A 19,628-nucleotide genomic window follows, 5' to 3' on the forward strand; every position below is an offset into this window, starting at 1 on the left:
AATTCATTATCTGTTTCATATTACGCGTCATAGTGCCGGCCCTTACGGACCGGCAGCTATCATCACGCATCCTTCGTCTTCAGCGACGGCAGTTTAGAAACCAGACGCAGGGAAACGGTCAGACCTTCCAGCTGGTAGTGCGGACGCAGGAAGAACTTCGCGGCGTAGTAGCCCGGGTTGTCTTCAATCTCCTGCACCTGCACTTCCGCAGCCGCCAGCGGCTTGCGGGACTTGGTCTCCTGGGAGGAGTTCGCCGGGTCGCCGTCCACGTAGTTCATCACCCAGTCGTTCAGCCAGCGCTCCATCTCTTCACGCTCGCGGAAGGAGCCGATTTTGTCGCGCACGATGCACTTCAGGTAGTGGGCAAAGCGGCAGCAGGCGAACAGGTAAGGCAGGCGGGAGGCCAGACGCGCGTTGGCGGTGGCATCCGGGTCGTGGTACTCGGCCGGTTTTTGCAGGGACTGCGCGCCGATGAAGGCGGCAAAGTCGGAGTTTTTGCGGTGAACCAGCGGCATAAAGCCGTTTTTCGCCAGCTCGGCTTCGCGGCGGTCGCTGATGGCGATTTCGGTCGGGCACTTCATGTCCACGCCGCCGTCGTCGCTCGGGAAGGTGTGGCACGGCAGGTTCTCTACCGCCCCGCCGGACTCCACGCCGCGAATCGAGGTGCACCAGCCGTACTCTTTGAAGGAGCGGTTGATGTTGGCGGCCATCGCGTAGGCGGCGTTCGCCCACGAGTAGCTGTTGTGGTTCGCGCCGTCGGTCTGCTCTTCAAAGTCAAAGCTGTCGACCGGGTTGGTGCGAATGCCGTACGGCAGGCGCGACAGGAAGCGCGGCATCACCAGGCCCAGGTAGCGGGCGTCTTCAGATTCACGCAGCGAACGCCAGGCGGCGTATTCGGTGTTCTGGAAGATTTTGGTCAGGTCGCGCGGGTTGGCCAGCTCCTGCCAGGACTCCATCTGCATCACGCCCGGCGCGGTACCGGTGATGAACGGACAGTGCGCCGCAGAGCCGATGCGCGCCATTTCTCCCAGCAGCTCAACGTCCTGCGGGCTGTGGTCGAAGTAGTAGTCGCCCACGATGCAGCCAAACGGCTCGCCGCCGAACTGACCGTACTCCTGCTCGTAGATTTTCTTGAAGATCGGGCTCTGGTCCCAGCCCACGCCCTTGTAGCGCTTCAGGGTGCGGCCCAGCTCCTGCTTGGAGATGCTCATAAAGCGGATCTTCAGCATCTCGTCGGTTTCAGTGTTGTTCACCAGGTAGCTCAAGCCGCGCCAGGCGCTCTCCAGCTTCTGGAACTCGTCGTGGTGAATGATCTGGTTCACCTGCTGCGAGAGCTGCTCGTCGATACCGGCAATCAGGTTCTGAATGGTGCGGTAGGTATCGTTCGAGAAGGTGACGGTATTTTCCAGCGCCTGCTGCGCCAGGGTTTTCACCGCGCTTTCTACGGCGGAACGCGCCTGGTCGGTTTTCGGGCGGAACTCTTTGTTCAGCAGCGCGCTGAATTCATCCTGGCTGAACGCCTGACCCGCCTGCTGCTCGTGTTGTTGAGTCTGGTTGCTCATCGATTATTCCTCGCTACCTTTCGCACTTTCGTCATTTTTCGGCAACTGGCTCAGGGATTTGAGCAGCGTCGGATCCTGCAGAATTTTAGCGATCAGCTCTTCCGCACCGTTTTTGCCGTCCATATAGGTCAGCAGGTTAGAGAGCTGGGTGCGCGCTTCCAGCAGCTTGTTCAGCGGCTCGACCTTGCGCGCCACCGCGTCCGGCAGGAAGTCGTCCATGCTGTCGAAGGTCAGATCGACGTTGAGCTTGCCTTCGCCGGTCAGGGTGTTATCCACCTGGAACGCCACGCGCGGCTTCAGCGCCTTCATGCGTTCGTCAAAGTTGTCGATGTCGATTTCGAGGAATTTACGCTCGTCGACGGCCGGCAGGTTTTCCACCGGTTTGCCGACCAGATCGGCCATGACGCCCATCACAAACGGCAGCTGAATTTTACGTTCTGCACCGTAGATCTCTACGTCGTACTCGATCTGCACGCGGGGGGCACGGTTACGTGCGATGAATTTCTGCCCACTGTTACTCATTGCCATGATGTTCTCCATCAAAGATGCGCGGTGAAGGTGAAACGGCAGGCTCCATGCCTGTCGTCATAATGCCTGGACGCGCTATTCGCGGCGCCCAAAGATGTTTTCCAGCTGGTTAACGCCGTCTGGCGCCAGGTCGCGAATAATGTCCATAAAGTTAAGTTCTGACAGCCGCTGCACCCGTTCAATCATCAGCGGCGCGGGGTGGCTCGGTTCGTACTGCGCAAAATACTGCTTCGCTTTTTCCAGCATCAGCTGCGCGTCGGCGCGGCTGGTGACCTGCACGCTGCGCCAGTCGGCGACCGGCTGAACGGGCTGCGCGGCCGCCGGTTGCGGCGCGGCCTGCGTTTGGGCCTGCGCCTCACGGTTCGGCAGCAGCGTGCTGATGTCGGTTACCTGACAGGCGCTCGCCACCAGCCCCACGGTTTTCAGCAGCTGCTCCATCTCGGGCACGCCGCTTTCACCAAGATGCCCGGTAAGCAGCTCGCGAATGGCCAGCAGCCGTTCGTTAATGACGATAACCGTGGCGGTTCCCGGCTGGTTGCCGCGAGAAAGCTCGTCAATCAGCCGTGGACGCCCGCCGGGATAGTCCGGACACTCCGTCTTGCTGCCGTCCAGAAGCGCTTGGGCATCCTTGAGCGAGATTTCATCGCCGTTTGAACGCAGCAGCGAGGCGTTTCGCACGGCGACGGTGAGGTCGGATTTATCGCTCAGCCCTGCCAGGGCGTTAATGCGGTAGAACGGGTCGGTTTCGCCATACTCTTCCAGCAGCGGATAGAGCGGCTCCCAGTAACGGGCGATGGCCTCCTGCACCAGCAGCAGCCCGTCCGCGTAGCCCGCAAGCCCGCGGCGGCGCGTCCAGGCATGGGTTAACGCCAGCAGGACGCGAAGATCTTTGGTGCGGGTCAGCAGGCCGGTGGCATATTTTTCGACCGTGTTCCAGTCCGCGGGCTCTGCCGGGATAATGGTGTCGCCAAACTGCTGTTCCGCTTTCCCAAGGCTTGCCTGACTCATTGCCTGGAAGTCAGCGTCGTACTCCAGGTTTTCGCCGCAGGGCCTGTCGGCGCTTATCGGCGCGAGAAATTCTTCGATGTTCATGAGATCCCTGCTTATTCAAACATGGGCGGATAGAGACCGTGACGTCCCGGGCGGGCGCCGCCTGCCGGGTCGAACAGCAGGGTGAAAAGCTGCCCGGTAAAGTTGCCGCTGTGCACGTGGGTGTAAAGCGGGTAACCGTCGCAGCGGTTGGTCCACCAGTAGCTGGTCTGGCGCAGCGGATCAAAACACTCGGCCGCCTGAGGCCAGCCCAGCGTGTTCTGGCCGTCCTCGTCATAGCCAATCACATCCAGGATGTCGGAGCGCTTTTGCGGCTCGACGGGCTGCGGCGCCGGAATGGTCATCAGCATTTCATCCAGCTGTGAGGCGGAAAAACTGTTGCGCACCGCGTGCAGCCCCAGGCGCCCAATCTGCTGGTACCAGCTTTCGGCCTGGCTCAGCAGGCTGGTCGACCATTCTGACGGAGAGAAGCTTAGCTGAAGGCAAACCGGGTATTGTCGGCCCACGCTGTCCCGGCCGGGCAGCAGGCAGCCCATCTGGATCATCTGGCTGCCCAGCATGGGCGGTACGACAAAATTCCAGACCGGCGCTTTGTGAAACTGGCGTTCGCCGCTGCGCTGCTCTTCCTGCTGCCAGGCCAGAAGGCCGACCTGGAACCAGTGTGACCACTGGCGCTGTAAAGTGTCAGGAAAGCGGCGCTGCAAAAAATCTCCGGCGCTGGGTAACTTGCCGTACCAGCTGTAGCGGTTCATCGCAGGGGTATTCGTCATACGGCTGTCCTTGCGGTTATGGGCATGAAAAACGGGGAAGCTGGAACGGGTTACGAATGCTGTTTGGCGCAAACTCCAGCGTGACCTGATGGCCGTCGACGTTGAAGGTGGCCTGACGGCTCAGGCTGCCCGCACCCGGGCTGGTGCTCGCCTTATCAAAGAAGCGGTTGAGCGCCCAAGACCCGTTGGTCGTCAGCGTCGCCGTGCTGCCGTTCGCCAGCCCCAGCTGCATGCGGACCTGGTTGGTGCCGCCCGGCCCCGGCCAGTTCATGATCTGCACCGCCTGCGGGCCGTGGCTGTAGCGCAGCAGCTGGCCGTCAACGTCCAGGGTCAGGTTCAGGATGGTGTTATCCATTCGCACGGTGCGAACCGTCACCTTGAAGGACGGCGTGGTTGCGCCGTTCGCAAAGAAGGCGTCGCGAATGGACTGGGCCTGCTGGAACGGCCTCAGCAGCCCCTCGCTTCCCGGCAGCGTTTTACCGTCGATGCCCGGCATAAAGCGCCAGCTGGCCTGGGTGGTATCCACCTTATTGGTCAGATTGTCGCGAAAGAAGGTGTCCATCAGCCCGGTTCCCGGCGCAAACATGCGCGCGAGATCGTCAGGGGTGACTTCCGTGCTGGCGCTGCGCACCAGCGGGTAGCGACCGGCAATCGCCTGGCGGCAGAAGCCGCCCACTTCGACGTTAATTCGCTTACGCACGTTTTCCAGATCGCGGCGCTGGGTATCGCTGCTGGCCCCCACCGCCATGTTGCTGAACATGGTTTGCAGCCCGCCCGGCAGGCGACCGGCGCTGGCCTGCAGGCGGCTGATTGCCTCCCCGCCCGGCGCGGGCATGCCGCTGTTGGCCGCATCCTGGACGGCGGTCAGGTAGCGATAGAGCTCGTCCACCTGCTTGAGGAAATCGTCAAACACGATGGTCTTCCCGCCCTTCTCCAGCGGCTGCGCCAGCTCAATCATCGGCGCATAGTGGTCGGTGACCAGCTGCTCCGGCGCCTGGGTAACCACGGCGGCCTGGGTCGGCGCCGCGTCATTGTTGCTGAACAGCGCTTCCAGCGTGCGGGTGGCGCGGTTGCTCTGATCCTGCGCTTTAGCCGCATCTTCCGGCGCTGGCGCATTGCGCGACAGGTTCAGCACCTGGCTCAGGTTCTGCACCAGACGGCGCAGCGGCGAGTTAGCGCCGGAGAGCAGGCGCGCGGTGTTGATGCGCTGGGAAAGATCGGCGCTGTTATTGAGCTGAATGTCGGCGAGGAAGCGATCCCAGCTGGCGATAAAGTCGCGCATGTAGAGCTGGCGCACGGCGTTATCGACCTGCTGTTTATCCTCCTGCGCCGTTGCGGCCCCCAGCACCCAGGCGTCGTCTTCATGCAGGGCGGTGGTGATGCTGTCAATCTGGCCGTTAAAGCTTTTCCAGTAGCCGTCCGGCGTATACAGACCCGGCACGCCCTCGCTCACCGGCTTGCCGCTTTTACGAGAAAAGACCAGCTCGCTCTGCGGTCCGCCCAGGTCGGACAGGGAGACCGGCTTGAGGTTTTCATCATGCTCCAGCAGGCGCTTGAGGCGACCGTATACGCGCGTGGAGAGCGGCTGCTGGCCGATCATCGCCCTTTCGCGGGCAACCAGCGATTCATCCTGCGCGTACGGGGAGGCCTGAATCTTCGGCTCCAGCAGCTGCGTCAGGTGCCATTCGAGCTCTTGCAGCTGCGCCTTCGTGACGTTCTGCGGCAGGTTGCGCTGCAGGTTGAGCATCACCCACGAGTGCAGGAATTTGCCGTCATAGCGCTTCGGCTGGTACAGCATCTGGTAGGCTTTCAGCGCTTCATAGCTGTATTCCACGTCGCTGCCGTTGTCGTTTCGAAGCCAGGTCGTGATGTGCATGGCGACGGCAGGCAACAGCATCTGGTCCAGCGCCTTCTGGTACAGAGACTGCGAGGCGTCGCTGACGTCATCCCCGCGATAGAGCCCCATGCGGCGGGAAATCGGCGGATCGTTCACGTCAAACGCGTCGCTTTTCGGCAGGTCGACCAGGCCGTTCAGCAGCGGCAGCAGATCGAACAGATCGCGCTGCGGCTGGTTCTGTAAGGCTTTGCTCTGCTGGTCGAGCAGCGGGACCTTCGCATCAACCTCTTCCAGGTAGGTTTTGTTTTTGGCATAGCTGGTGAGCCACAGTCCGCCCAGGATCGCGAGCACCGCCAGCAGCGCCGCATAGCCGGACCAGATGGCCGCCCGGTTGCGCAGCTCCCACCAGCGGTTTTCGCCCGCGATACCGGCTTCCTGGAAGATGACGTTTTGCAGCAGGTTCTTAATGAAGAAGCTCTGACCTTTCGCCCCCGGGATAGGCGCTTCTTTGCTGACCGAATCCCAGTTATCCGCCTCCGCCCCTTCCGGCAGCGACAGCGCGCGGTTCAGTTCGCCCATCACGCGGTCGAACGGCATCCCTTCCTGCGTCCCGCTGGCGAAGTAGATCCCGCGCGGAGAGAACTCGGTTTCGAAGTTGGAGCGGGCAAAGACCGTGCTCAGATAGTCCGCCAGCAGCGGACGCAGCGCGGCGAACTCCTGCGGGAAGAGATACGCTTCGGCACGGGTTTTCGCGTCATGCTCTTTCAGCATGGTTTCCGGCAGCCCGGCGTCGAGGCGCTGCTGCAGCAGAGAAAACTCCTGCTGGAAGTTGCCCATCAGGTCGTAATCGGCGTGCCTGGTTTGCTCCCACGGCAGCGTGAAGCCCCAGATCTGGTCGCGCTGCGCTTTGTCGTAGTCGGCAAACCAGGCGCGGAAGCCTTTAAGCAGGTCGGCCTTGGTCACCATCACGTAGACCGGGAAGCGGATGCCCAGCTGTTCATGCAGCTCGGACAGGCGCTGGCGCAGGTTCACCGCCTGCTGGCGGGAGGCCTCGGCAGACTGGGTGAGCAGGTCAGAAATGCTGATGGTAATGATGACGCCGTTGATCGGCTGGCGGCGGCGATACTTACGCAGTAACCCCATGAACTCCAGCCATTCACCGGCGTCCTGCACCTGCTCGCTCTCCTGGGTGGTGTAGCGGCCCGCGGTGTCCAGCAGCACTGCCTCGTTGGTGAACCACCAGTCGCAGTTACGCGTGCCGCCAATACCGCGCAGCGCGGTCTTACCGAAACGATCCGCCAGCGGGAACTGTAGCCCGGAGTTGACCAGCGCCGTGGTTTTACCGGAACCCGGCGCGCCGATAATGACGTACCACGGCAGCTGATAGAGATATTGCGTGCTGAAGCGCTGCGTCCACTGGGCGCCCTGTCCCGCCTTGCTGAAGTGCGCTTTTTTCAGCATCTGCGCGGCTTCATCAAAGCGGCTGGCGAGGATCTGCTCCTCGCTGTTCAGGCGCTTCTGCGGGTCCGCGGCTTCCGGGGTTTCCGCGTTCTCTTTAAGCTTGTCCATCAGCTTGCGGTTCAGCCAGGCATTGTACAGGCGCGGCAGAATGTGGCCCTGCGCCCAGAGCAGGTAGACCACGGCAATGCTGATAATGCGGTTCTGTTCAGACTCAAGCGGTCGCGTGTCCACGATGGACAGCAGGGGACCAATCATCCAGATCACCGCCGCCAGCGCCGTGACGCCGAGGAAGCTCCACAGAATGCGGTTGGTCAAAATGGAAAGAAGTGTAGTCAGCATTCCTTAGTTTCCTTGCGGCAATCCGTTCAGCTCGGCCTGGGTGTTTTCAGGCGACACCAGCAGAGTAATTTCCACACGGCGGTTACGGGCGCGGTTTTCAGGCGTCGTGTTCGGCGCCACCGGGTTAATCTCGCCCCGCCCTTCCGCCTTCACGCGGCCAGGCTGGGAGAGGCTCTCCTGCAGCATTTTCTGCACCGAGCGGGCGCGTTCCAGAGAGAGTTCATAGTTAGAGGCAAAGCGCGCGCTGCGGATCGGCACGTTGTCGCTGTAGCCCACCACCAGAATTTTGCCGCTGACGTTATTCATCGCCTGCGCAATGCGGTTGATGACCGGCTCATAGCGATCGCGTACGACGGTAGAGGCAGAGGCAAACAGCCCGTCGCCCTTCAGGATCACGACGCTGCGGTCCGCTTCGTCTTTCACCGCGACGAGGCCAGCCTCGATTTCAGGCTTCAGGAAGCCGCGCAGGTTCAGCACCGCCGGTAGCTGACGGGCCGGTTGCTGAATCGTGGTTTCCGGCAGCTGGGACTGGTAAATCTTCGCCAGCACCGGGCTGGTGTTATCGCCAAGACGCCAGTTAAGCACGATATAAAACAGACAGGCGATAAACCCGGCCAGCGCCACGCAGGCCCACAGGGGAACCATTGGCCGCCAGAGCTTGCGCAGCACCGGACGATCTTCCGGATGGGGAGAAAGCGCTGGCGGATAGCTACCGCGCACGCCGCGGATCATCTGCCACAGGCGCTGCTTGATGGTTTCAAGCTGGGTGCGGCCATTGTCGAGCACCCGATAACGGCCTTCAAAGCCCAGCAGCAGGCAGAAGTTGATCATCTCCAGCAGCAGAATATGCTCGCGCGGGTTCTGCGACAGGCGCGCCAGCAGCTGGAAGAACTTCTCCCCGCCCCAGGTTTCGTTATGGAACGTCACCAGCAGGCCGTTGCTTGACCAGACGCCGCTGCTGCCCCAGGGGGTGAGCGCGGCGGCCTCATCGAGGGCCGTACACAGGCAGTAGCGTGCCCCGACGATCACTTCGTAGGGCAGCCCCGCCTGCTGACAGCGGACTTCGAAACGGCGAATCTCATCAATCAGGCGCTGGCGGAGCGCCACCTGATCGTCATGCGACACCGAATGACGGATCTGCGGAATCGCATTGAGCAGCGGGTTGGCGGCCGCCACCAGCTGATTGTTGCTACTGGCTCCGGTAAACGCGGCATCACTGCCGGTGTCCTGTCGTTCCTGCATATTAAGCGCTCGCTTTATTATTCTGTCGGGCTACGGATGGCCCAAAACTCCATATCCAGCCCCGGGAATTCCCCTGCAAGGTGCAGGGCGAATGCGCCGGACTTATCCATCTCGTGCCACAGCTCGCTGCCCTTCTCCAGTTCAAAGTAGCTGTAGCCGGCATGCCACGGGATCTGCGGCGGCGCGACAGGCATGGCGCGCAGCATAATGCCCGGCAGCTGCAGCTGAACCAGATCGCGGATTTTCGACACCGGTGCGACCTTCATCTGCGCCGGGAAATGGGTTTGCAGATGTTCGCCCGGCACATTGGCCTTGACGGCCAGCACGAAGCCAAACTCGCGCACCATGCTGGTTTCAGGCACCGTGGCGATGTTCAGGCCGTGAGAGCGCTCGTTAAGCGGCAGCTGAATCGCGTGATCTTCCATCACCAGCGACAGCCCCTGACGCAGCATCAGCATCAGCTTGCTGAAGCAGTTTGCCAGATCGTCATGATCGTAAATCGGCAGCACGCTTTCGGCGGCGCGCTGCGAGGTCCAGGTGGCGAGTTCGGTCGCGAACGGCAGCCAGCTGCGCCAGAGCGTTTCGGGATGCAGCAGCGGGAGGGTTTTTAAATGCGATACCTCACCCAGATGACGGTTCACCAGCGAAAGCAGCGTAAATTCAATCAGCTCAGAGGTGTTAAAGCGGCCAGGCTGGCGCAAGCGACCGCCAATTTGCTGGCTGCGCTGTACCAGCAGGCCGTGCAGATCGTTGTTCATGCTGTAGATCTGCGGGCTGTTGTTGGCGTTCAGCATCGGCGGGATATAGCTGTTGTCGAGCCGTACGTGGTTGTCGTTTCGCTTCTCGGTGACAAACGCCACGCCGATGGCGGTCCACTCTGCCGTGAGGTCTTTTTCCAGCATCAGGGTCAGACGCAGGCGGCCAAACTGGACGGTAGCATCCCCCACCGACATGGCGTTATCGTCTTCCACCTCCTGCTCGAAGGCGACGAAGCGCGCCAGCGAGGACGACTCTTCGCTAAAAATCACCTCTTCTCTCTCGCCGCGACGAACCGGCAGCGCGAGCACCACCTTTTCGTTGGTGAGATTGTCAGGGATGCTGAGCGGCACAGGGCCGTTGCGCCCGTTACGCACCTGGAAGAAGGTGCCGTCCGGCAGCAGGCCGCTGCAGTAGCTCAGGGCAATGCATCCCTGACGAAGCATCGCTTCATCCAGTTCAACGTCAAGAAAACCCCAGAGATAGGACCGCTGTAGCGCACCCCATTCACGAACATGGTTGAGCAGATAGCTTTCAGTCCGCTGAAAATGGTGTGGACGCAGGAACATGCCTTCGGTCCAGACGACCTTTTCTGCTTTCGTCATGATGATGTGTTTCCTGTTTTGAAGCGCGTTACTGGCTGATGACCCGAATGCCGTTCACGTCGAGAAAAACGTTGGCCTGGAGCTCATCTGCGGACCCTTTCCAGAACTGGTAGATATGATTTTCGCCAGGCACGGGCAGAGGGAGTGAAACGCGCCATTTTTTGCCATCCAGCATCTGATACTCCGCCATCACGCCGATATAGCGGGCTTCCGGAGAGCTTTGCCCGCTGAGGGTTTTTGACAGCTGTCCCGGCATCAGGAAGAACACATCGCTGTTCAGCAGATTCGCGCCAAGCGTGGCTGACGCGTTGTTCTGCAGCGAATAGAAGTCGCTGGACATGAAATCCGCATCGGATTTCAGCAACAGCACCCGGACCTTAAGCGGCGCAGAGTCATTGATTTGTGGATGAGCCTGAAACTGCAGATTGTAGCGGGAGGGGTCGCTGTGTGAAGACGACGTACAGCCACTGACAAGGGCGAAAATCACCGCGTAAAAGAATAACCACAGCTTATGAAAATTTTTATGATTCATAAAAATGCGCTCATGAAAGCCGTTTAGTTCAGGATCCAGGTACCGTTAGCGCTGTCTTTGCAGGCCTTGCTGTTGCCATCGACGTCGACGCAGGTCGCTTTTTTACGTGCCTTCGGACGAATAGCCTGTTTACGCACGGCAGCGTCGTACTGGTCAGCCTTGATCACGGCGCGCATCGGGACGTAACCAATCAGCTGTTCATTACCTTCATCGGCAAGCGCCATCCAGTAGTGTTCAACCTGCCCCAGCACCACGTAGGTTTTTCCGGTCTCAAGATTACGGATAACTTTCCCACCGAAGTCAGGTCGACTCATCAGGGAGGCCGGGTACATAGCGCGATAAGGCTCGTTGACCGGCGTGAACTCCGCTGGCGGGGTAACGGCGTGACGGTGGGTTAAGGTGACGCCGTTGACCTGGCTGGTCTCGATCGTATCGTCGTTGATTACAGGTTTCTGCGGCGCTTTACAGCCCGCCACCGCCATTACAAACAGAAGTGAAAACAGTACGCGCATTTTCATATGCTTTTCCGTAGCGATATTTCGATGATGAAGATAAGGGGGTGAAGTTTGACTTAAGTGCTATTGTTAAAATAGCCAGGATATTTTCAGGGCGTGACTATTTTAAGGGCATAGCTACCGCACGAGCCCTTCAGAATAAGGCCCAGCGTCTTCCTGACATATTTTGACAAACGGTAAACAAGTTTACATGAGCTCCGCTTCAATTCAATATTTACCGTTACGTAACTGTTGGTAAATGAAGCAGTCGCGAAATTATAGGATTAATCTTATGAAAAAAACCCGACGCGGCCTACACTCTCTTATTTCCCCACCATGAGACCATGCAATGCATTGTTTTAAAATAAAAAAAGCGCAAAAGAGAACCACTTTCATTAACGCAATAACGCTATTATGACCACTACCATAATTAGTAGAATTCACGTTTTAGTGATAACGGATGGATAGAGTAACAATGAATTATTTGTTGCACTAACAGGGTATCTTTAATATTCCGCGCAATTCTCTGCCTGAATGGAAATATTTTACTTATGTGGCGCACGTTAATTTCACGCCGCAAAATAACTCTTTATTTCACGAAGTGATAATTACCCACTCTGGCATAAATTATACGCATTAATCATTAAGCCGCAGTTAACCTTTCCGGCACTGTGGCCAGCGAAAAATGGACGCCATCGCCCGCCAGGCGTGAGCAGCGTTTATCCTCTCCACCCTCGGGCTTCATTCGAAGTTTTACTGGTGCTACATCTTTTCCTGCTCACGCCATCTATCTCGCCTACCGGGCAATAGATAAGATTTATTATTCAAATGATAAAAAATCGTTATAATTTCTTTAAATATTTAATCACCAGAACGGGTAACACACTGTAATAGAAACATTTTAAGAAAAAGCCTTTTCACGCAACGCGTGCAATCGGCCATCCGGCCGTCATTGCTTTCGCTTATCGTTATCTGCAGTGCGCTATCCGTTCAGACGCTGTGTGACCGAACAAATCAGGAGTGGGTATGAACAAAAAGAGACGCTCGGTGCCGGGCATCAGACACTATGACGGTCCTGCCGGCGGCTGGGGCGCGTTAAAAGCGACGGCCATCGCGGTACGTACCCAAATGGATACCCTTGACGCTCCCGCGACGCTGCTGCGTACTAACCAGCCTGACGGCTTCGACTGCCCGGGCTGCGCGTGGCCCGATAAAGAACACAAATCGACCTTCCAGTTCTGCGAGAACGGCGCCAAAGCGGTGACCTGGGAAGCGACCAGCAAGCGCGTTACCCCCGCGTTTCTGGCAGAAAACAGCGTCTCCTCGCTGCTGGCAAAATCGGACTTTGAGCTGGAAGGGTACGGCCGGCTGACGCATCCCCTGCGCTATGACCGGGCAAGCGATACCTTCCGGCCCGTCGACTGGGACGAGGCGTTCCAGCGCATCGGCGAAGTGTTGCGCGGGCTCGAGCCGGATCGGGTCGAGTTCTATACCTCCGGGCGCGCCTCTAACGAAGCGGCGTATCTGTTCCAGCTGTTCGCGCGCGAATACGGCACCAACAACTTCCCCGACTGCTCGAACATGTGTCACGAGGCCACCAGCGTCGGCTTGCCCCGTTCGATTGGCATCGGGAAAGGAACCGTCTCGCTGGACGACTTCGACAAGACGGAGCTGGTGATCTCCATCGGCCATAATCCCGGTACGAACCATCCGCGCATGATGGGCACGCTCCACGAGCTGGCGCGGCGCAACGTGCCGATTATCGTCTTTAACCCGCTGCGCGAACGCGCGCTGGAACGCTTCGCCGATCCGCAAAGCGTGATTGAAATGGCGACCTATAGCTCCACGGACATCGCCTCCACCTACTTCCAGGTGAAGGCCGGAGGCGATGCCGCCGCGCTGAAAGGCATTGCTAAACACCTGCTGGAAATGGAGGCCGAACGCGGTGACGTGCTGGATCGCGCCTTTATTGCCGAGCACACCCAGGGCATTGAGGACTTCTCCGCCGATATCGCGCAGACCCGCTGGGACGAGATCGAACGCGAGTCAGGCCTGAGCCAGTCGGCGCTCAAACAGGTGGCCGAGGCCTATGCGAAATCGAATGCCACCATCATTACTTACGGAATGGGGATTACCCAGCACAATAAAGGTACGGCAAACGTCCGCCTGATCGCCGACCTGCTGCTGCTGCGCGGCAATATCGGCAAGCCCGGCGCGGGTATCTGCCCCCTTCGCGGTCACTCGAACGTGCAGGGTAACCGCACCGTCGGGATTAGCGAGAAGCCTACGCCGGCATTTCTGAACCGTCTGAAAGACGTGTTCGGCTTTGAGCCGCCGTCTCACCACGGACACGATGCGGTACAGGCCACACAGGCGATGATCGACGGCCGCGCGAAGGCGCTTATCTGCCTCGGCGGTAATTTTGCGGTGGCGATGCCCGATCACGAGCGGGGCTTCCCGGCGATGGGCAGCCTGGATTTAAGCGTCCACGTCGGCACCAAGCTGAACCGAACCCATCTGCTGGTGGGCAAGGAGACCTTTATTTTTCCGTGCCTTGGCCGCACGGAGCTGGATATTCAGGCCACCGGGCGTCAGTCCATTACCGTCGAAGACTCGATGTCGATGGTGCATGCCTCATCCGGCAAGCTGAAGCCCGCCTCGCCGCTGCTCCGTTCGGAACCCGCTATCGTCGCCGGCATGGCGAAAGCGACCCTGACGGAAACCCGCGTGGACTGGCTGACGCTGGTTGAGGATTACGACCGCATTCGCGAGCTGATCGAGCAGACCATTCCGGGCTTCGAGCACTACAATGCGCGGATCCGCGTGCCCGGCGGCTTCCGTATGCCGCTGCCGCCGACGCAGCGAATCTGGCCGACGGCGACGGGCAAAGCGATGTTCTCGGTGTTCGACGGCGTGCACGAAAACGCCAGCGGTGAAGGTGAGCACGTTCTGCGCCTGATCACCCTGCGCAGCCACGACCAGTACAACACCACCATTTACGCCCTGGACGACCGCTACCGCGGCGTTTTTGGCCGCCGCGACGTGCTGTTTATGAACGAAGAGGACATGGCGCAGTCAGGGCTGGAGCACGGCGACCGCGTGGATATCGAAACCGCCCTCCCCGGCAGCGTTCAGCGCCTGAACGACATTACCGTGGTGGCGTACAGCATCGCGCCGGGCACCGTCGGCGCCTATTATCCGGAGGCCAACGTGCTGGTACCGCTTGATTATCTGGACAAGGACAGCGGCACGCCGTCGTATAAATCCGTTCCGGTTCGCATCACGCTGCGCTCGAAAGAGATCCGCATGCTGTAGGGCTGCGCGCGCGTAAAAAAGATGGATATTAAACAGTTAAAATATTTAATCGCGCTCGACGAGACCCGCCATTTTGGCAAGGCGGCCTCGCAGTGCAACATCACCCAGCCGACCCTCTCCATGCGCATCCGCAGCCTGGAAGAGGAGCTGGGGCTGGTGCTGATTGCGCGCGGGCAGCGCTTTGAAGGGTTTACGCCGGAGGGAGAGCGCATCCTCGCGTGGGCGCGCGCTCTGCTGGCGGCGCACGACGGGCTACAGGCGGAGGCCGCGCTGTGCAAAGGCCAGGTGGTGGGCGAACTCCGTCTGGGGATGGTGCCGCTGGCGAGCGTCGATCCGATGATCTTTATTCGCCTGCTGACGCAAAAATACCCGGAGCTGACCTACAGCCTCTACGCCATGTCCTCGGCGCAGATTGCCGACGGCGTCAGCCGCAATCAGCTGGAGCTGGGCATTTGCTATCTCAACAGCGTCGACGCCAGCCTGTTCGACATAATCCGGCTGCCAAACACGAAGATGGGCCTGCTGCACGACACTCGCCGCTTCCGGCTCGCTCGGGAGAGCTTGACCTGGCAGGACCTGACGGATTTTCCGCTGGGGTTTCTGACCAAAGGGATGCACTACCGGGCCCACGTGGAGGCCAGCCTTAACGCGGCAGGCATTGAACCAACCTCCGTTTTCGAGAGCGACTCCACGTTCCAGATCATTCAGGCGGTGCAGAGCGGCGTGTGCTGCGCCGTCATGCCCCTGAACAACGGCCTGGAGGATCTGAACAGCCATTTCAGGATTATCCCCATCGCCGACGCGAACATTGACGCGCCTGTCGGCCTGATTATGCGCAGGCAGAAACCGGTCTCCTCCCTGGCGCTGCGCTGTTTTAACGACGCGCGGGAGATTTATCACGCCAGCAATGAGGCGTAGGCCTGACGCGTCACCGCGCTAAAGCCGTTGATGAGCACCGCGTCGCAGACGGCCCGGTGTTCCGGCGAGCTCACCAGCGCGTGGAGCGCGTCGCGAAGGGCCTCAAGGGTGTCAGGTTGAGTCTGCTGCGAGGTAATCAGCGGCAGTCCCGGCGTCAGCGGCGTATGGTCAATGACCGTCAGCCCCTTAAGACTTACCGGCTCGTGGCACTGCAGCAGCGCCCAGGTGACGCAGTCGATGGCCGCGATATCCCCCGCCCCGCGTTTGACGTCAATCAGCGACCGGCGATGGCTGCCGCTAAAGGACGTTTGTGCGAAGAATGGACCGTCGCTCGCCAGGGGAGCCACTTTTTTGCGCAGCGCGTTATAGCCGGACTGCGAGTCAGGAGCGTTACAGACCGCGCGTCGTCCGCGAAAATCCGCCAGCGTGAGGTGCCTATCCTCCTCGCGCACCGCCAGAAAGCTGCGGTACTGGAACCCTTCGCAGCCCGGTGCCGCGTAGTGAAAACAGCCGACCACCTGCACCTCCGGGAGCTGCGTGACCAGCGGATAGCCGCAGGTCTGGCTGAGGACAAGCCCAGGCTGCTGCCAGTGGGCCAGCAGGTCAGATTCCGGCCAGCCGGGGTCGCCGTCGACGGACACGCCCCGCGCGGCCAGTAATCCCTTAACCGCCAGCCAGAGCGCGCGGGTGTCGGCGCGATCCACCGCGTACATGGGAAACGCCAGCAGATTATTCATACCCCTCCCCCTGTTGCTTTCCGGGATGAACGGTGACGTCGACGGGCCTGACCCAGAACTGGCGCAGCCACTCACCGTAGCCCCTGACGAGAAAACCGTGGTTGCGCAGCTGGTACGCCTCCCGATTTTGCTGGTAGATCGCCTTCAGCCCGTACCACGGAACGCCGGGTAAATCGTGATGAACTGAATGGTAGTTGAGATTTAAAAACAGTACCCGCCAAAACAGCCCGGCCTCGTTAATGACGGAGCGCGCGAGCGGATCGTCCGCCGCGCGATGTTCGAAAAAGGAGCGGACCTTGGTCAGCGCCAGCGCCGGATAGCTGACCGCCAGCACGAACCAGACGGGTGAAAAACCGGTATGCGTCATCCACGCGAAGAGCGCCGCCAGCAGCAGCCCGTGAACCAGCCACATGCACATGGCCCGCAGGCGTAGATGGCGAAATGCCGCCGCGGCGCTGCCCAGCGTCTGGAGGATATCCAGCAGCGGCGCCAGCATCAGCCGCCCGGGGAAGGTGTTTCGGGCGCGAATGACGCGTTTCTGCCACGCGGAAAAACGCGCCCAGCTCTCGTCGGTAAAATAGTACGACTCCGGATCATCCACCGGATGGGTCAGGCTATGGTGCCGATGATGGGCGAGATGGGAATCCCGGTACAGGCCATACGGATACCAGACCGCCAGCGGAAGCGTGCCGAACAGCTGGTTGAGCCAGGCAAAACGCGTGGGGTGCCCGTGGATCAGCTCATGCTGCAGGGACATATACCAGGCGGTAAATCCGATCAGCAGCAGCGTGGCGGGCAGCAGGCCAAGCGTTTGCCAGAACGCCAGCGCGGCAAACCAGCCTGCATAAATAGTGATGATTAACAGCCACGTGGGCAGTTCGCTCCGCCATAAAAAGCCCGATGCGAGGTGGCGGATGCGTTCGCGCTGTTGCGGATGTAAATAGAGAGAGCTTCGTTGACCCATTCCTTCAGACGCCGTTTCGCCAGAGACAGTGCCCTGACGATCGGGGATAACGCCTGAAATAACAAAGAACTTAAATCGCTTTGCTTTGCCAGAAACAGAGGCGCACGCGCTGCTTGACTTATTCTGTGATAAAGGTACTTTTCAGGACATGAAGAAGATCCTGATTATCGTTCCCGACGGCGGCATGCTGTTTGAGGCCGCCGGTATCGCCGACATTCTGATGCAGGCCAACCGGCTGCATCCGGAAGGGCTTGCGCAGCCCCGCTACCGGATTATCATCGCCACCACGCAGCCTCACCAGGTGATCCACGGCCAGTCCGGCCTTAACCTGCTGGCGGATTACCGCCTGCCGGAGCTGGATCCGCGCGAGCCGCTGGACACCATTATCATCACCGGACGCGGGATGAACGAGCAGGAGAGCACGGCGGTGGTGGACTGGCTGCACCTCGCTGCACCGCACGCCCGGCGCGTCGCCTCTATCTGCGGCGGCGCGATGCTGCTGGCCCAGACCGGCCTGCTGGACGGGCGGCGCGCGACGACCCACTGGCGGCTGCTGGAGACGATGCAGGCACAGTACCCGTCAATCCGCGTCGAAGGCGGTCCGCTGTATATTCAGGATGGCCCCATCTGGACCTCCGGCGGCGTGAGCTCCGGGTTCGACCTGACCCTGGCGCTGGTGGAAGACGACTACGGATTCACCCTCGCCCGCGACGTGGCGCAGGATATGGTGATGTACCTGCGCCGTCCCGGCGGCCAGCTGCAGTTCAGCCGCTACAGCCTGCAGCAGCCGGACACATCAGGTCCGATAAGCGAGGTGCAGCGCTTTATCCTGCAGAACCTTACCGCAGACCTGTGCGTGGAAAATCTTGCCGGGAAAGCGGCGATGAGCCCGCGCAATTTCACCCGCGTGTTTACCCGCGACGCGGGCGTCTCTCCGGCCCGCTACGTAACCGAAGCGCGTCTGGCCGCCGCCCGCCAGCTGCTTGAGCAGACGCAGGATCCCCTTGAGCGCGTGGCGGAGCAAAGCGGATTTGGCACCAGCATTAATTTGCGACGCATCTTTGAGAAGCAGCTTCACCTCACCCCCGGCGAGTATCGACAGCGCTTCCACTGCCGCAAGATGGCGTAATCTGATCCTTTTTTGTCGTTTACGCCAAACGGCCCGACGCCTACAGTGACTCCAGACAACAGAGATAAGGAGTGCACCATGGTTAAGGTCGGTATTAACGGTTTCGGCCGTATCGGACGTAATTTCCTGCGCGCGGCGCTGGGCAACCCGGATCTGCAGATTGTGGCCATTAACGATCTGACGGACAGTAAAACCCTCGCCCACCTGCTAAAACATGATTCCCTTCTGGGTAAATTGCCCGCACCGGTCGAAGCGGCAGACGGCGCGCTGCAGGTAGACGGGCAGCGGATTGCGGTGTTTAGCGAACGCGACCCGGCGAATATCCCGTGGCGTGACGTCGGCGTTGACGTGGTGATTGAGGCCACCGGCTTCTTTACCGAGCGGGAAAAAGCGGCGGTGCATATCACCCGTGGCGGCGCTAAGCGCGTCATCATTTCCGCCCCCGGCAAGAACGACGACCTGACGATTGTGATGGGCGTCAACCACGATCGGTACGATCCCTCCCGCCACGCGGTGGTGAGCAACGGGAGCTGCACCACGAACGGTCTGGCTCCGGCCGCGCAGGTGCTGCATCAGCAGTTCGGGATTGAGCATGGCCTGATGAATACCACCCACGCCTACACCAACAGCCAGGCGCTGCACGATCAGCCGGAAAAAGATCTGCGCGGCGCGCGCGCGGCGGCGCTGTCGATTGTGCCCTACTCCAGCGGCGCGGCAAAAGCGCTGGGGAAAGTGATCCCCTCTCTGGACGGCAAGCTGACCGGGTACTCCCTGCGCGTGCCGGTGCCGGTGGTGTCGATTGTCGACTTAACGGTCACCCTGAGCCGTAACGTCACCGCCGACGAGGTGAATGACGCGTTCCGTCAGGCTGCCGCCAGCGGCCCCCTGAAGGGCATCCTCGGCTATAGCGATGAGCCGCTGGTCTCCAGCGATTACCAGGGCGACCCGCGCTCCTCGATTATCGACGGGCTTTCTACGCTGGTCATTGGCGGCAACATGGTGAAGATCCTGGCGTGGTACGACAACGAGTGGGGCTTCTCTAACCGCCTGGTGGATCTGGCGGTGCTGATGGATAAGAGAGGGCTGTAAGCCTTACTTAACTGCCGGGTGGCGCTTGCGCTTACCCGGCCTACACATTACCTCACCCTTCAGTAACATATCCCCAACCCTCGCAGAACATATAATTCAAGATAATCTTAATTTTATTCAACTTCTTTAAATTCATCGTATCAATTATAGACAAAACAGGTTCCAATAAAGAACTCGCGTTGAGGCTTGATCGCACCGTCGCGGGGGTAAAGAAGGGTGTCATAGAATATTTAAATAACTGTACCGAATAGCGCTATACTTTTGCAGCTTCAAGCTCGGAAAAATTTAGAAGTAGATAAT

The 19,628-nt window shown here is 59.9% G+C and carries 15 protein-coding genes; 4 read left to right on the forward strand and 11 right to left on the reverse strand.

Going from position 1 to position 19,628, the window contains the following annotated elements:
- Positions 1 to 62: 62 nt before the first annotated feature.
- The 9 genes from tssC to FY206_RS14355 form a co-directional block, all read right to left on the reverse strand.
- Positions 63 to 1,562, reverse strand: a complete 1,500-nt coding sequence (gene tssC, locus FY206_RS14315; protein WP_028018712.1) for a type VI secretion system contractile sheath large subunit — start codon at positions 1,560 to 1,562, stop codon at positions 63 to 65.
- A gap of 3 nt (positions 1,563 to 1,565) precedes the next feature.
- Entirely contained in the window at positions 1,566 to 2,090 is a 525-nt protein-coding gene (tssB, locus tag FY206_RS14320) for a type VI secretion system contractile sheath small subunit (protein ID WP_008502644.1), read from the reverse strand.
- A 75-nt stretch (positions 2,091 to 2,165) separates the two neighbouring features.
- Positions 2,166 to 3,182, reverse strand: coding sequence for a type VI secretion system protein TssA (gene tssA / locus FY206_RS14325; RefSeq protein WP_032641134.1), 1,017 nt, complete (start codon positions 3,180 to 3,182; stop codon positions 2,166 to 2,168).
- Positions 3,183 to 3,193: 11 nt separating this feature from the next.
- The gene (gene tagF / locus FY206_RS14330) at positions 3,194 to 3,910 is read right to left on the reverse strand and encodes a type VI secretion system-associated protein TagF (protein ID WP_032641135.1); all 717 of its coding nucleotides are present in this window, start codon (positions 3,908 to 3,910) and stop codon (positions 3,194 to 3,196) included.
- A 16-nt stretch (positions 3,911 to 3,926) separates the two neighbouring features.
- Complete coding sequence (gene tssM, locus FY206_RS14335; RefSeq protein WP_032641137.1) at positions 3,927 to 7,547, reverse strand: type VI secretion system membrane subunit TssM; 3,621 nt, start codon at positions 7,545 to 7,547, stop codon at positions 3,927 to 3,929.
- A gap of 3 nt (positions 7,548 to 7,550) precedes the next feature.
- Positions 7,551 to 8,789, reverse strand: a complete 1,239-nt coding sequence (locus FY206_RS14340) for a DotU family type VI secretion system protein (protein WP_032641138.1) — start codon at positions 8,787 to 8,789, stop codon at positions 7,551 to 7,553.
- A 17-nt stretch (positions 8,790 to 8,806) separates the two neighbouring features.
- Entirely contained in the window at positions 8,807 to 10,150 is a 1,344-nt protein-coding gene (tssK, locus tag FY206_RS14345; RefSeq protein WP_077064191.1) for a type VI secretion system baseplate subunit TssK, read from the reverse strand.
- Positions 10,151 to 10,178: 28 nt separating this feature from the next.
- Positions 10,179 to 10,682 (reverse strand): type VI secretion system lipoprotein TssJ, encoded by a 504-nt coding sequence (tssJ, locus tag FY206_RS14350; protein WP_032641143.1) that lies wholly within the window; start codon positions 10,680 to 10,682, stop codon positions 10,179 to 10,181.
- Positions 10,683 to 10,705: 23 nt separating this feature from the next.
- Complete coding sequence (locus FY206_RS14355; protein ID WP_032641145.1) at positions 10,706 to 11,200, reverse strand: hypothetical protein; 495 nt, start codon at positions 11,198 to 11,200, stop codon at positions 10,706 to 10,708.
- Between the two features lie 1,002 nt (positions 11,201 to 12,202).
- Between FY206_RS14355 and FY206_RS14360 the strand changes: the two genes are divergently transcribed.
- Complete coding sequence (locus FY206_RS14360; protein ID WP_032641147.1) at positions 12,203 to 14,491, forward strand: FdhF/YdeP family oxidoreductase; 2,289 nt, start codon at positions 12,203 to 12,205, stop codon at positions 14,489 to 14,491.
- A gap of 21 nt (positions 14,492 to 14,512) precedes the next feature.
- Positions 14,513 to 15,409: a LysR family transcriptional regulator gene (locus tag FY206_RS14365; RefSeq protein WP_032641149.1), complete on the forward strand. Its 897-nt coding sequence runs from the start codon at positions 14,513 to 14,515 to the stop codon at positions 15,407 to 15,409.
- On the opposite strand, the gene FY206_RS14370 is transcribed toward FY206_RS14365, so the two are convergent.
- Both FY206_RS14370 and FY206_RS14375 read right to left on the reverse strand, forming a co-directional pair.
- Positions 15,388 to 16,146 (reverse strand): phosphate/phosphite/phosphonate ABC transporter substrate-binding protein, encoded by a 759-nt coding sequence (locus tag FY206_RS14370; protein WP_032641151.1) that lies wholly within the window; start codon positions 16,144 to 16,146, stop codon positions 15,388 to 15,390. The two genes, FY206_RS14365 and FY206_RS14370, sit on opposite strands and share 22 nt — an antisense overlap.
- Positions 16,139 to 17,110: a fatty acid desaturase gene (locus FY206_RS14375; protein WP_032641153.1), complete on the reverse strand. Its 972-nt coding sequence runs from the start codon at positions 17,108 to 17,110 to the stop codon at positions 16,139 to 16,141. The genes FY206_RS14370 and FY206_RS14375 overlap by 8 nt, the downstream gene beginning before the upstream one ends.
- Before the next feature lie 148 nt (positions 17,111 to 17,258).
- Between FY206_RS14375 and FY206_RS14380 the strand changes: the two genes are divergently transcribed.
- Positions 17,259 to 18,239, forward strand: coding sequence for a GlxA family transcriptional regulator (locus FY206_RS14380; RefSeq protein ID WP_032641155.1), 981 nt, complete (start codon positions 17,259 to 17,261; stop codon positions 18,237 to 18,239).
- A gap of 78 nt (positions 18,240 to 18,317) precedes the next feature.
- Complete coding sequence (gene gap / locus FY206_RS14385) at positions 18,318 to 19,328, forward strand: type I glyceraldehyde-3-phosphate dehydrogenase (RefSeq protein ID WP_032641158.1); 1,011 nt, start codon at positions 18,318 to 18,320, stop codon at positions 19,326 to 19,328.
- Positions 19,329 to 19,628: the final 300 nt, after the last annotated feature.

The sequence above is a fragment of the Enterobacter chengduensis genome (assembly GCF_001984825.2).
GTDB classification, from domain to species: Bacteria; Pseudomonadota; Gammaproteobacteria; order Enterobacterales; family Enterobacteriaceae; genus Enterobacter; species Enterobacter chengduensis.

What these genes read in the sequence shown, in the direction of transcription:
- tssA (WP_032641134.1), bottom strand. Translation starts at nt 3,182, where the DNA reads ATGAACATCGAAGAATTTCTCGCGCCGATAAGCGCCGACAGGCCCTGC.
- FY206_RS14365 (WP_032641149.1), top strand. Translation starts at nt 14,513, where the DNA reads ATGGATATTAAACAGTTAAAATATTTAATCGCGCTCGACGAGACCCGC.
- tssK (WP_077064191.1), bottom strand. Translation starts at nt 10,150, where the DNA reads ATGACGAAAGCAGAAAAGGTCGTCTGGACCGAAGGCATGTTCCTGCGT.
- FY206_RS14360 (WP_032641147.1), top strand. Translation starts at nt 12,203, where the DNA reads ATGAACAAAAAGAGACGCTCGGTGCCGGGCATCAGACACTATGACGGT.
- tssM (WP_032641137.1), bottom strand. Translation starts at nt 7,547, where the DNA reads ATGCTGACTACACTTCTTTCCATTTTGACCAACCGCATTCTGTGGAGC.
- FY206_RS14355 (WP_032641145.1), bottom strand. Translation starts at nt 11,200, where the DNA reads ATGAAAATGCGCGTACTGTTTTCACTTCTGTTTGTAATGGCGGTGGCG.
- FY206_RS14380 (WP_032641155.1), top strand. Translation starts at nt 17,259, where the DNA reads ATGAAGAAGATCCTGATTATCGTTCCCGACGGCGGCATGCTGTTTGAG.
- gap (WP_032641158.1), top strand. Translation starts at nt 18,318, where the DNA reads ATGGTTAAGGTCGGTATTAACGGTTTCGGCCGTATCGGACGTAATTTC.
- FY206_RS14375 (WP_032641153.1), bottom strand. Translation starts at nt 17,110, where the DNA reads ATGGGTCAACGAAGCTCTCTCTATTTACATCCGCAACAGCGCGAACGC.
- tssJ (WP_032641143.1), bottom strand. Translation starts at nt 10,682, where the DNA reads ATGAATCATAAAAATTTTCATAAGCTGTGGTTATTCTTTTACGCGGTG.
- FY206_RS14370 (WP_032641151.1), bottom strand. Translation starts at nt 16,146, where the DNA reads ATGAATAATCTGCTGGCGTTTCCCATGTACGCGGTGGATCGCGCCGAC.
- tssC (WP_028018712.1), bottom strand. Translation starts at nt 1,562, where the DNA reads ATGAGCAACCAGACTCAACAACACGAGCAGCAGGCGGGTCAGGCGTTC.
- tssB (WP_008502644.1), bottom strand. Translation starts at nt 2,090, where the DNA reads ATGGCAATGAGTAACAGTGGGCAGAAATTCATCGCACGTAACCGTGCC.
- tagF (WP_032641135.1), bottom strand. Translation starts at nt 3,910, where the DNA reads ATGACGAATACCCCTGCGATGAACCGCTACAGCTGGTACGGCAAGTTA.
- FY206_RS14340 (WP_032641138.1), bottom strand. Translation starts at nt 8,789, where the DNA reads ATGCAGGAACGACAGGACACCGGCAGTGATGCCGCGTTTACCGGAGCC.